Source organism: Klebsiella sp. JB_Kp042, assembly GCF_040065275.1.
GTDB classification, from domain to species: Bacteria; Pseudomonadota; Gammaproteobacteria; order Enterobacterales; family Enterobacteriaceae; genus Klebsiella; species Klebsiella quasipneumoniae.
This window is the reverse complement of sequence record NZ_JBEAJL010000009.1, coordinates 48239-60933: the sequence shown is the minus strand read 5'-3', so window position 1 is coordinate 60933 and position 12695 is coordinate 48239. Positions and strand designations below refer to the sequence as shown.

General features: G+C 59.0%; 11 protein-coding genes. 3 read left to right on the top strand and 8 right to left on the bottom strand.

Annotation, left to right across the window (positions count from 1 at the left end):
* Positions 1 to 17: 17 nt before the first annotated feature.
* The 6 genes from fabG to yceD form a co-directional block, all read right to left on the bottom strand.
* Positions 18 to 752, bottom strand: a complete 735-nt coding sequence (gene fabG / locus ABLV54_RS01810) for a 3-oxoacyl-ACP reductase FabG (protein WP_002899294.1) — start codon at positions 750 to 752, stop codon at positions 18 to 20.
* Positions 753 to 764: 12 nt separating this feature from the next.
* A complete protein-coding gene (gene fabD / locus ABLV54_RS01805) occupies positions 765 to 1694 on the bottom strand; it encodes an ACP S-malonyltransferase (protein WP_050534254.1) in 930 nt (309 codons plus the stop codon).
* Between the two features lie 15 nt (positions 1695 to 1709).
* Positions 1710 to 2663 (bottom strand): beta-ketoacyl-ACP synthase III, encoded by a 954-nt coding sequence (locus ABLV54_RS01800; RefSeq protein ID WP_002899288.1) that lies wholly within the window; start codon positions 2661 to 2663, stop codon positions 1710 to 1712.
* A gap of 53 nt (positions 2664 to 2716) precedes the next feature.
* Entirely contained in the window at positions 2717 to 3814 is a 1098-nt protein-coding gene (gene plsX, locus ABLV54_RS01795) for a phosphate acyltransferase PlsX (RefSeq protein ID WP_202821078.1), read from the bottom strand.
* A 203-nt stretch (positions 3815 to 4017) separates the two neighbouring features.
* Positions 4018 to 4191, bottom strand: a complete 174-nt coding sequence (rpmF, locus tag ABLV54_RS01790; RefSeq protein ID WP_000290724.1) for a 50S ribosomal protein L32 — start codon at positions 4189 to 4191, stop codon at positions 4018 to 4020.
* A gap of 16 nt (positions 4192 to 4207) precedes the next feature.
* Complete coding sequence (gene yceD, locus ABLV54_RS01785) at positions 4208 to 4729, bottom strand: 23S rRNA accumulation protein YceD (RefSeq protein WP_017900733.1); 522 nt, start codon at positions 4727 to 4729, stop codon at positions 4208 to 4210.
* 141 nt (positions 4730 to 4870) lie between these two features.
* On the opposite strand from yceD, the gene ABLV54_RS01780 reads away from it, so the two are divergent.
* On the top strand, positions 4871 to 5455 hold the full coding sequence (locus tag ABLV54_RS01780) for a nucleoside triphosphate pyrophosphatase (RefSeq protein WP_023289135.1): 585 nt from the start codon (positions 4871 to 4873) through the stop codon (positions 5453 to 5455).
* A 37-nt stretch (positions 5456 to 5492) separates the two neighbouring features.
* Here the strand turns inward: ABLV54_RS01780 and rluC are convergent, their stop codons facing one another.
* On the bottom strand, positions 5493 to 6446 hold the full coding sequence (gene rluC / locus ABLV54_RS01775) for a 23S rRNA pseudouridine(955/2504/2580) synthase RluC (protein WP_012542245.1): 954 nt from the start codon (positions 6444 to 6446) through the stop codon (positions 5493 to 5495).
* 699 nt (positions 6447 to 7145) lie between these two features.
* Here rluC and rne point away from each other — a divergent pair.
* Positions 7146 to 10379 (top strand): ribonuclease E, encoded by a 3234-nt coding sequence (rne, locus tag ABLV54_RS01770; protein WP_050534252.1) that lies wholly within the window; start codon positions 7146 to 7148, stop codon positions 10377 to 10379.
* A gap of 40 nt (positions 10380 to 10419) precedes the next feature.
* Here rne and ABLV54_RS01765 read toward each other — a convergent pair whose 3' ends face one another.
* A complete protein-coding gene (locus ABLV54_RS01765) occupies positions 10420 to 11448 on the bottom strand; it encodes a LysR family transcriptional regulator (RefSeq protein WP_072096710.1) in 1029 nt (342 codons plus the stop codon).
* Positions 11449 to 11464: 16 nt separating this feature from the next.
* Here ABLV54_RS01765 and ABLV54_RS01760 point away from each other — a divergent pair, with 16 nt between their 5' ends.
* A complete protein-coding gene (locus tag ABLV54_RS01760) occupies positions 11465 to 12679 on the top strand; it encodes an MFS transporter (protein ID WP_050534251.1) in 1215 nt (404 codons plus the stop codon).
* Positions 12680 to 12695 lie beyond the last annotated feature (16 nt).

Here is a 12695-nt window from a genome sequence, read left to right as displayed (position 1 = left end):
TTTTGCACAAATCTCGGTCAGACCATGTACATTCCGCCGTTGACGTGCAGGGTTTCACCAGTGATGTAACTTGCTTCGTCAGAGGCTAAAAATGCCACCGCGCTGGCGATTTCATTTGGGGTGCCAAGGCGCCCCGCAGGAACTGCCGCCAGCGTACCCGCACGCTGCTCATCGGTCAGCGCACGCGTCATGTCCGTTTCAATAAAGCCCGGAGCAACAACGTTTACAGTAATACCGCGTGACGCAACTTCACGCGCCAGTGATTTACTGAAGCCGATCAGACCCGCTTTCGCCGCAGCGTAGTTGGCCTGACCCGCATTTCCCATGGTACCAACCACAGAACCGATAGTGATAATACGTCCATGACGCTTTTTCATCATAGCGCGCATTACCGCTTTTGACAGACGGAAAACCGATGACAGGTTGGTTTCGATAATATCGTTCCACTCGTCATCTTTCATGCGCATTAACAGGTTGTCGCGAGTGATCCCGGCATTATTCACCAGGATATCCACTTCGCCAAACTCTGCGCGCACATTTTCCAGAACAGATTCAATAGATGCCGGGTCGGTCACATTCAACATCAGACCTTTACCGTTGGCGCCTAAATAGTCGCTGATCGCCTGCGCGCCGCTTTCGCTGGTCGCAGTACCGATAACTTTCGCGCCGCGGGCGACGAGCGTTTCAGCGATGGCGCGGCCAATACCGCGGCTTGCACCGGTAACCAGCGCGATTTTTCCTTCAAAACTCATGGTTTTCCTCTTTTATTGCTCAAGCGCCGCAGACATCGCCGCCGGCTCGTTAAGCGCGGAAGCGGTCAGGGTGTCAACAATACGTTTGGTCAGGCCGGTGAGGACTTTACCCGGGCCAACCTCATACAGATGCGTGACGCCCTGAGCAGCCATAAACTCAACGGTTTTGGTCCACTGAACCGGGCTATACAGCTGGCGTACCAGCGCGTCGCGAATGGCTTCCGGCGCGGTTTCGCACTTCACGTCGACGTTATTTACCACCGGAATCGTCGGCGCGTTGAAGGTGATGTTCTGCAGCTCAAGCGCCAGTTTTTCCGCAGCGGGCTTCATCAGCGCACAGTGGGAGGGCACGCTCACCGGCAGCGGCAGCGCGCGTTTAGCGCCCGCGGCTTTACAGGCGACGCCTGCGCGTTCGACGGCCTCTTTGTGACCGGCGATAACCACCTGTCCCGGGGAATTGTAGTTCACCGGAGAGACGACCTGCCCTTCGGCCGAGTCTTCACAGGCTTTGGCGATAGCCGCGTCGTCCAGACCGATAATCGCTGACATGGCGCCGGTACCTTCCGGTACGGCTTCCTGCATGAATTTGCCGCGCAGTTCAACCAGGCGAACGGCGTCAGCGAAAGCGATAACGCCCGCGCAAACCAGCGCGGAGTATTCGCCAAGGCTGTGGCCTGCCAACAGCGCCGGCGCTTTGCCGCCCTGCTGCTGCCAGACGCGGTACAGCGCCACGGAGGCGGTCAGCAGCGCCGGCTGGGTCTGCCAGGTCTTATTCAGTTCTTCTGCCGGGCCCTGTTGCGTCAGCGCCCACAGATCGTAACCCAACGCTGCGGAAGCTTCACCGAAGGTCTCTTCAATGACCGGCCAGGTCGCCGCCATATCGGCCAGCATGCCTACGGCCTGAGAGCCCTGTCCCGGGAACACAAAAGCAAATTGCGTCATGTTTAAATCCTTATACTAAAAACGAACCAGCGCGGAACCCCAGGTGAAACCGCCACCAAAGGCTTCCAGCAAAATCAGCTGCCCACGTTGAATGCGGCCATCGCGGACGGCCTCATCCAGCGCGCAAGGGACTGACGCCGCGGAGGTGTTGCCATGGCGGTCGAGGGTCACTACGACGTTATCCATCGACATGCCCAGTTTCTTCGCCGTCGCGCTGATGATCCGCAGGTTTGCCTGATGCGGCACCAGCCAGTCCAGCGCTGAACGTTCAAGATTATTCGCGGCCAGCGTCTCATCAACGATATGCGCTAACTCGGTGACCGCCACTTTGAAGACTTCATTACCGGCCATCGTCAGATAGATCGGATTTTCCGGATCGACGCGATCGGCGTTCGGCAGGGTCAGCAGTTCGCCATAGCTACCGTCAGCATGCAGATGCGTCGAGATAATGCCAGGCTCTTCGGAGGCGCCCAGCACCACCGCGCCGGCGCCATCGCCGAAAATAATAATCGTCCCGCGATCGGCCGGATCGCAGGTGCGCGCCAGCACATCAGCGCCAACGACCAGCGCATAATCCACCGCGCCGTTTTTCACATACTGATCGGCGACGCTCAGCGCATAGGTGAAACCGGCGCAGGCGGCCGCGACGTCAAACGCCGGGCAGCCTTTGACGCCCAGCATAGACTGAATCTGGCAAGCCGAACTCGGAAACGCGTGCGTGCCGGAAGTGGTCGCAACGATGATCAGACCAATTTGCTCCGCGGACACGCCCGCCATCGCCAGCGCCTGCTTTGCGGCTTCAAAGCCCATCGTAGCAACTGTTTCATGCGCTGCGGCAATACGACGCTCACGGATACCTGTGCGGGTGACAATCCACTCGTCAGAGGTCTCTACCATTTTTTCCAGGTCGGCGTTTGTACGCACTTGCTCGGGCAGATAGCTGCCGGTACCAATAATCTTCGTATACATGTACGCTCAGTCACTCTTGGGTAATATACCCGCCTCGTTCAACCGCCGCGGCGTCAGTGGTGTCCATTCGTCCCGCTTTGCTGTCGGGCGTTCACGTCACTGTCGCTTTCCGGCAGCTCGAAACCAGCTGGGTATAAAGATTCCAGGCGCGCGGCGATCCGTTGAGGAATTTGCCGCTGCACCGCCTGCACTGCCTGCTCTATCGCGACGCTAAAGGCGCGCTGATTGGCAGCACCATGACTCTTGATCACGGAACCGCGCAATCCTAACAGACAGGCGCCATTATACTGGTCGGGGTTGAGGTGACTGAATCGCCTCGCCAGGCTTTTTTGTAACCAACGTTTTAGTAACAGCAGCCACCACGACCGTTTTTTGCCCTCTCCCTGAGATTTCAGCAGTGAAAGGAACATTCTGACAACACCTTCCATGGTTTTTAATGTGACGTTGCCCGTGAATCCGTCACAAACCAGCACATCGGTTTTTCCGGTCAACAGTTCATTGGCTTCAAGATAGCCGATGTAGTTGAGGGAAGGCAGCGTTTTGAGCACTGCGGCAGCATCGCGGATGCTGCTGAGGCCTTTCATCTCTTCTTCGCCGATGTTCAGCAAGGCGACGCGTGGATTGGCAATGCCGACCACCTCTTCCGCCAGCACCGCGCCCATCACCGCGAACTGCACCAGCATCGTGCTGTCGCAGTCGACGTTGGCGCCGAGATCCAGCACCACGGTTTTGCCCTTCTGCTGGTGCGGCAGAACCGTCACCAGCGCCGGCCGCTCAATACCTTCGATCGGTTTGAGCAGCAGTTTCGCCAGGCCCATCAGCGCGCCGGTGTTGCCGGCGCTAACGCAGGCTTCCGCCCGCCCTTCTTTCACAAGCTCCAGCGCCACGCGCATTGAGCTTCCGCGACTGCTGCGGATAGCCTGTGCGGGTCGCGCATCACTGGCAATAACTGACTGCGCAGGAATAATCTGCAGACGCGAACGTTGTTCGAAGTCAGCTTTGGCGAGTAATGACGTGATGGCGTCGGGATCGCCGACTAAAAGAAGTGTGAGTTGCGAATTAGAGTTCAGTGCCTGCAGTGCTGCAGGCACTGTCACGGATGGGCCGAAATCGCCCCCCATGACATCTAACGCCAGGGTTAGACGTGTCAAGGTATCGTCGCTGCCCGGTTCGGTGATTCCCCAGTTGCCCGGGGAGCCCTCACTAAGCTTCATCACGCTGGCACCCGCGAATTTTCACGCTGCAGACGCAACAATCCGGGCATTGACGCTTCTGGTTACCGGGTTAACCGAGTGTCCAGGTACGCACACGCCCGCCATGGCCTGCAACGGGAAATCCTGCGAGTATCGCGTGATTACTTAGCGATAACCTTGCGACCGCGGTAGAAACCGTCGGCAGTGATGTGGTGACGCAGGTGTTTCTCACCAGAAGTTTTGTCTACAGACAGGCTGGTGACTGCGGTCAGCGCGTCATGGGAACGACGCATGCCACGTTTGGAACGGGTTGGTTTATTCTGTTGTACGGCCATGGACCTTACTCCTCAATTACTTACGCTTTAAGCTGGCTAATACGGCAAATGGGTTTGGTTTTTGTGCCTCTTCAGGCAGTTCGCCAAAGACCATGTCCGCGTCGGACACTTCACAGTGTTCAGAATCATGCACCGGAACTACGGGCAGGGAGAGGATAATTTCATCCTCGACCATTGCCTGCAGGTCGATTTCACCGAATTCGTTAACCTCAATCGGCTCATACGCTTCCGGTAGTGCTTCGGCCTGTTCGTCATTTCTGACGGGGCTAAAACAATACGTGGTGTGGACGTGATGGGAGAACGGTTTCCCGCAACGCTGGCATTCGAGGGTTACCGTTACCTTCGCATCGCCTGTAATGACGGCGAGACGCTGGTTATCGATAGCGAACGACATACTGCATTCCACATCGCTGTCCACGCTGACTACAGAATCGGCTACACGTTCAACCTGATCGCGGGCATAGATGCCTTCGTAATCAAGGCGTTTTTGAGCCGTGCGTACCGGATCAAGAGTCAGGGGTAATTTTACCTTTTGCATAGGGCGCGCATATTAACTTTGTAATGTCATAGAGTCAAAGAAAAAGGCAGCCTCAGGTTGCCTTTTGCCATTTATTCGCACACATTGCGGCGCATAGTTTAAGATGATGCTCTGCGAAGCGCTATATGTGGATGAAAAAATATGTCTGAACTTATCCTGGCGTCAACCTCTCCCTGGCGGCGCATGCTGCTGGAAAAACTGGGATTACCGTTTGAATGCGCGGCGCCTGACGTCGACGAAACGCCCCGTCCTGAAGAATCCGCGCGTCAGCTTGTCACCCGGCTGGCGCAGGCCAAAGCGCAGAGCCTGGCCTCGCGCTACCCCAATCACCTTATTATAGGCTCCGATCAGGTTTGCGTACTGGACGGTGAGATCACCGGTAAACCGCACACCGAGGAAAATGCCCGCAGGCAGTTGAGAAAGGCCAGCGGGTCAATCGTCACCTTTTATACCGGCCTGGCGCTGTATAACTCCGCCAGCGGTCATCTGCAAACCGAATGCGAGCCCTTTGACGTCCACTTCCGCCATCTCAGCGATAAAGAGATCGAAGGCTATGTGCGCAAAGAGAACCCGCTGCAGTGCGCCGGGAGTTTCAAGAGCGAGGGGTTAGGCATTACGCTGTTCGAACGGCTGGAAGGCCGCGACCCGAATACGCTGGTCGGGTTACCCTTAATCGCGCTGTGTCAGATGCTGCGCCGCGAAAACGACAACCCGCTGTTAGGCTAAGGCAAAAAAAACGGCGGAACTGATTCCGCCGTTGCGCTTATTTGCTCTTCCGTAGCACCTGTAAACAGTGCTTCAGCTGGTTATCCAGCGGCGCCTCAACGCGCATCACCTCCCCGCTCCCCGGGTGGGTAAACTTCAGCGCAGCAGCGTGGAGGAACAGGCGGTTTAAGCCGGTACCTGAGAGTTGCTTATCAAATTCGCGGTCGCCATAGCGGTCGTCAAAGGCGATAGGATGGCCGGCATACTGGGTATGAACGCGAATCTGATGGGTGCGCCCGGTGACCGGACTGCAGCGCACCAGCGTGGCGAATTCATAACGCTCTTCCACTTTAAAGCGCGTCTCTGACGGCTTGCCTTCCTGACTCACGCGGACAATTCGCTCCCCGCTCTGCAGAATGTTCTTCAATAGCGGGGCCTGCACTACTTTGGTATGCGACTGCCACTGGCCGCGCACCAGCGCCAGATAGTCTTTCTGCATGCCTTTATCGCGCAGCTGCTCGTGCAGCGAACGCAGCGCCGAGCGCTTTTTCGCCACCAGCAGCACGCCTGAAGTATCGCGGTCGAGTCGATGCACCAGCTCAAGGAAGCGCGCCTCCGGGCGCAGGGCGCGCAACCCTTCAATCACCCCGAAGCTCAGGCCGCTGCCGCCATGTACCGCAGTGCCGGAAGGCTTATTGAGGACCAGAATATGATCGTCTTCATAGAGGATCACCTCAGAGAGCGCCGCGACTTTCTGTAGATGCGGCGATACCGCCTCTTCTTCACGCTCCGCCACGCGCACCGGCGGGATACGGACTTCATCGCCCGCTTCCAGCTTATACTCCGGCTTCACGCGTTTTTTATTCACCCGCACCTCGCCTTTACGCAGGATGCGATAAATCATGCTCTTCGGTACGCCTTTCAATTGCGTACGCAAAAAGTTGTCGATACGTTGCCCCGCTTCATCAGCAGCAATGGCAACCATTTTTACGGTTGGGGTCTCAGTTTTCATGGTGCGCGATTCTAAATAGCCGGACGCATTAGCGCCACTCATTTTTATATGCTTATATTTATCATTATCCTGTTTTCACGGTTTGCCTGACCGCCATATTGTTTGTTATTAGAACAATCTGTATGGGCAGGTGATAAAACTGTGAGTAACCGGGTGATAAAAGGTGAAAGTCAACTTGCTATAACAAGGTTAGCAATGGAATAATGAGACCGTTTTCCGTATTGCATCTTGTTAGAACAAGACATTAGCGGAATGACCAATTTTGTCTGACCGATCGCCCACGCAGCAATGGCGTAAGACGTTGTGATCTTTCAGACAGTTAGCGGGCTGCGGGTTGCAGTCCTTACCGGTACAGGCTCTATGGATTTCAAGTCGCAGGAAGGCGTCAACTCCGGGACTCCCGGGAGCTCATCTGGATCAGCCGATCGAGGTGAGCAGGTTAAGCCATCATGCCTGCAACGCGAAAGACGACGAGTATAAATGGAATATTCTCTGGTGATACATCCCAGGCTGTTCCCCTGAATAATTGCGCTGTGTTTCCGTTTGAAACACAGGCGACCGACACTCTGCGCCTCTTAAGCGCGCGACAACCGTGAGGTTGGCGACGTGAACCAGACACGAGGCCATCGGTTTTCCCCCGGAAAGGCATTACTCTGCCCGCAGCTTAGTCGTCAATGTAAGAATAATGAGTAAGTTACGATGAAAAGAATGTTAATCAACGCAACTCAGCAGGAAGAGTTGCGCGTCGCCCTTGTTGATGGGCAGCGCCTGTACGACCTGGATATCGAAAGCCCCGGGCACGAACAGAAAAAAGCGAACATCTACAAAGGCAAAATCACCCGCATTGAACCCAGCCTTGAAGCCGCGTTTGTTGATTACGGCGCCGAGCGTCATGGTTTCCTCCCCCTCAAAGAAATCGCCCGCGAATACTTCCCCGCCAACTACAATGCGCATGGTCGTCCTAATATCAAAGACGTACTGCGTGAAGGTCAGGAAGTTATCGTGCAAATTGATAAAGAAGAACGCGGCAACAAAGGCGCTGCGCTCACCACCTTTATCAGCCTGGCGGGCAGCTATCTGGTACTGATGCCGAACAACCCGCGCGCGGGGGGAATTTCCCGCCGTATCGAGGGCGACGACCGTACCGAACTGAAAGAAGCGCTGGCGAGCCTGGAGCTTCCGGACGGCATGGGCCTTATCGTTCGCACCGCTGGCGTCGGCAAATCCGCCGAAGCCCTGCAGTGGGACCTGAGCTTCCGTCTGAAACACTGGGAAGCGATTCAGAAAGCCGCGGAAAGCCGTCCGGCGCCGTTCCTGATCCACCAGGAAAGCAACGTCATTGTCCGCGCCTTCCGTGACTACCTGCGCCAGGATATCGGCGAAATCCTGATCGATAACCCGAAAGTGCTTGAGCTGGCGCGCCAGCATATCGCCGCGCTGGGTCGTCCGGATTTCAGCAGCAAAATCAAACTGTACACCGGTGAAATCCCGCTGTTCAGCCACTACCAGATCGAATCCCAGATTGAATCCGCCTTCCAGCGTGAAGTCCGTCTGCCGTCCGGTGGTTCTATCGTCATCGACAGCACTGAAGCGCTGACCGCTATCGATATCAACTCCGCCCGCGCTACCCGCGGCGGCGATATCGAAGAGACGGCGTTCAACACCAACCTCGAAGCGGCTGACGAGATTGCCCGCCAGCTGCGTCTGCGCGACCTCGGCGGCCTGATCGTTATCGACTTTATCGATATGACTCCGGTTCGCCACCAGCGCGCCGTGGAGAACCGTCTGCGCGAAGCCGTCCGTCAGGACCGGGCGCGCATTCAGATCAGCCATATCTCGCGCTTCGGCCTGCTGGAGATGTCCCGCCAGCGCCTGAGTCCGTCGCTGGGCGAATCCAGCCACCACGTCTGCCCGCGCTGCTCCGGCACCGGCACCGTGCGTGATAACGAATCGCTGTCGCTCTCTATTCTGCGTCTGATTGAAGAAGAAGCGCTGAAAGAGAACACCAAAGAAGTTCATGCCATCGTTCCGGTACCGATCGCCTCCTATCTGCTGAACGAAAAACGTGCCGCGGTGAGCGCTATCGAATCCCGTCAGGGCGATGTGCGCGTGATCATCGTGCCAAACGACGAAATGCAGACGCCGCACTACTCCGTCCTGCGCGTGCGCAAAGGTGAAGAGACCTCAACGCTGAGCTACCTGCTGCCGAAGCTGCATGAAGAAGAGATGGCGCTGCCGGGCGACGATGAGCCGGCAGAACGGAAACGTCCGGAACAACCGGCCCTCGCCGCTTTTGTCATGCCTGACGCGCCGCCGGCCCCGATGCTCGAAGAGCCAGCCGCCGCGCCTGTCGCCGCAGCGACCCCGGTCGCGGCCGCCGTACCGGCGCAGCCTGGCCTGCTCTCGCGCTTCTTCAGCGCGCTGAAGAATATCTTCTCTGGCGCCGAAGAGGCCAAACCGGCTGAAGTTCAGGTCGAGAAGAAAGCGGAAGAAAAACCGGAGCGTCAGCAGGAGCGCCGTAAACCGCGCGCCAACAACCGCCGCGATCGCAACGACCGTCGTGACAATCGCGACAATCGTGATAATCGCGACAACCGTGATAACCGCGACGCGCGTGCCGAGAATAACGAAGGCCGTGAACCGCGCGAATCGCGTGAAGAGAACCGTCGCAACCGTCGCGAGAAGCCGTCGCAGAACGTGGAAGCCCGTGATGTTCGCCAAACCTCAGGTGACGACGCGGAAAAAGCGAAATCTCGTGACGAGCAGCAGCCGCGCCGCGAACGCACCCGCCGCCGCAATGACGACAAACGTCAGGCGCAGCAGGAAGCCAAAGCGCAGACACGCGAAGAGCCGGTAGTGCAGGAGACGGAGCAGGAAGAGCGTGTGCAGACCCTGCCGCGTCGTAAACCGCGCCAGCTGGCACAGAAAGTACGCGTCGAGTCCGCTGTCGTTGAGCAGGTTGCCGAGATCGAGCCAGAAGCCGTAGTGGCGGAAGTTATCGCTCCGCGCAGCGAGCCGGTGAAAGCCGAGCTGCCAGCAGTCGTGGAGAGCGTGGCGGACCAGGACGAAAATGGCGAATCCCGTGAAGCGAACGGTATGCCGCGTCGTTCACGTCGTTCCCCGCGTCACCTGCGCGTCAGCGGTCAGCGTCGTCGTCGCTATCGTGACGAACGCTATCCGACCCAGTCGCCAATGCCGCTGACCGTGGCCTGCGCATCGCCGGAGATGGCTTCCGGTAAAGTCTGGATCCGCTACCCGGTGGTTCGTCCGCAGGACCAGCAGCCGGAAGAGGTTCAGGTTCAGGACGACAACGTCGTGGAAACCGTCGCGGCCGTCGCGGCCCCGGTTGCCGTCGTTGAAACCATTACCGCAGCGCCGGTCACAGTCGAGCCGGCAACCATGGAGCCGGTTACCGCTGAGCCTGTGGTCGTCGAGCCGGTCGCGGCCGCCGAGCCGGTGGTCGTTGATGCTGCGGAAGTTGTCGCGCCAGCAGCCGTCGAGCCTGCGCCGCAGGAGCTGGTCACCGAAGCGCCGGCTGTCGAAGCGCCTCAGGCTATCGCGCCAGTGACGATCGACGCCGAGCCGGTGGTGGTAGAACCTGAAGTGGTGGAAACGGCGCCTGTCGTTGAAGCGCCAGTGGAAACCATCGCCCCGGCGGCGGAAACTGTGGTTGAAGCACCGGTTGTCGAAGCAGCGCCTGTCGAGCCGGTCAAAGCCGAGCCACCGGTGAGCAAGCCGGTAGTGGTGGCGAGTCATCGCCATGCCACCGCGCCAATGACCCGTGCGCCAGCGCCGGACTATGTCCCGGAAGCACCGCGCCACAGCACCTGGGTGCGGCCGCCATTCGCCTTTGAAGGTAAAGGCGCCGCCGGCGGTCATAGCGCGACCCATAAAGCCACCGCTGAACCGACCCGCCCACAGCCCGTCGAGTAAGCGTGCTAAATAAAAAAACCGGCCTCCTGGCCGGTTTTTTTTATGCGCTTTGCGGAGGCTGCATGCCGGCGAGGTCCGGCATGATCTCCCGCATCAGGTCGAGGAACTTACGCAGCCGCGTCGGATAATAGCGCGCCCAGGGATAGACCAGGTGGACCGGCAGCGAGGCGGGACGCCACTGCGGGAACAGCTCTGTCAACCTTCCGGCGGCAAGATCCTCCGCCACCGTCCAGCTGGACACCATCGCCACCCCCAGACCCGCCAGCGCGGTATTGCGCGCGACGTACAGGCTGTCGGTGCTCAGACAGGGGGTAATCGCCGTGGAGACGATCTGCCCGCTTACCTGATGTCGGAGCCGTACCTCATGCTGATAAAAGGTGTTAATGGCGATCCACGGCAGGCCGGATAATGCCTCCAGCGAGGTTAACGGCGGGTACTTCGCCAGCAGTTCAGGAGAGGCCACCACGCAGCGCGGCACTTCCGCCAGCAGCACGGAGACCGTGGCCGGATCCACCTCCGCTCCCACGCGGATGGCGCAGTCGATATTATCGCTGAGAAAGTCGACAGTATTATCATTCAGCATCCACTCCACCGACAGCTGCGGATGACGCTGGAGAAAGGCGACCAGCGGCCCCAGCAGCTGCTGCTGGCCAAAAGCGTGCGGTGCCCTCACCCGCAGTACCCCTACCGGCCGATCGTCGGCAATACGCAGGTCATCTTCCAGCGCCAGCCAGGCATCCACCAGCTGGCGAGCGTGACGGTAGCAGCGTTCGCCATCGTCAGTGAGCTTCATCGCATGGGTGGTACGCAGGATCAGCTTGACCCCCAGCAGCCCTTCAAGGGACTGCAGGCGGCGGCTGACGGTCGCCTGAGTGGTATCCATCTGTCCCGCTGCGGCGGAGAGCGACCCGGTCTCCACAATGCGGATATAAGTGCGCATCAGCTCAATGCGGTCTATACGCTCCTGTCTTTTCATTCTTCTTTTGCCTATACGTGCTACGTATAACCGTTTTACCACCAGCCCGGCTACCGCGCCAGCCGCGTTCAGGGAAAAATAGCCCCATCGCATACACGAGGCACTGATCATGACACCGACTTCTCTTTCCGCCCGCGACGCAGGCTGGATTATCTTCATTCTCGCGCTCGGCGCTGGCTTTAGCGTCGCCTCTATCTACTACGCGCAGCCGCTGCTGCCGTTGATGGGCGGCAATCTCCACCTGACGGTAGAAGGTATGGGTCTGGTCCCTACCCTGACGCAGGCGGGTTATGCGCTCGGCATTCTGTTCCTGCTTCCGCTCGGCGACCGCCACGATCGCCGCCGGCTGATCCTGGTGAAAAGCGCGCTGCTGGCGCTCCTGCTGCTGCTGTGCAGCCTCACCGGCCAGCTCAGCTCACTGCTGGTGGTTAGTCTGCTGATCGGTATGGCGGCGACCATGGCGCAGGATATCGTCCCGGCGGCGGCGATCCTCGCCCCGGCGGGCAAGCAGGGAAAAATGGTGGGCACGGTGATGACCGGGCTGCTACTGGGGATCCTGCTTTCCCGGACGGTCAGCGGCGTGGTGGGCGCAGTGTTCGGCTGGCGGGTGATGTATCAGGCGGCGGCGGTCAGCGTGGCGCTGATTGGCCTGGTGATGTGGCGGGTGCTGCCGCGCTTCGCCATTCACTCGACGCTGAGCTATCCGCAGTTGATGGCCTCGATGGCGCATCTCTGGCAGCGTTACCCGGCGCTACGCCGCGCTGCGCTGGCTCAGGGGGCGCTCTCTGTCGCCTTCAGCGCCTTCTGGTCGACGCTGGCGGTGATGCTCTCCGAACACTATCACATGGGCAGCGCGGTAGCGGGCGGCTTTGGTATCGCCGGGGCAGCCGGGGCGCTGGCCGCGCCGCTGGCCGGCGGACTGGCCGATAAATTTGGCGCCGGTAAAGTGACGCAAATGGGGGCGGCGCTGGTCACCGTCTCCTTCGCCCTGATGTTTATACTGCCGCTGCTGCCACTGCACGGCCAGCTGGCGCTGATTGCCCTGTCGGCGATTGGCTTCGACCTTGGCCTGCAGTCAAGCCTGGTGGCGCATCAGAACCTGGTGTATGGCCTTGAGCCACAGGCCCGCGGCCGCCTGAACGCTCTGCTGTTTACCGTGGTCTTCATTGGGATGTCGCTGGGGTCGGTGCTGGGCAGCAAGCTTTACGTACTGGCCGGCTGGAACGGGGTGGTTACCCTGGCGGTGGTCAGCGGGGCGATCGCCCTGGCGATCCGCTTGCTGGAGAATGCCCGTATGGTTGCAGCCGAACGCCGCGCATCATAAAAAAACCCGCTTTGCC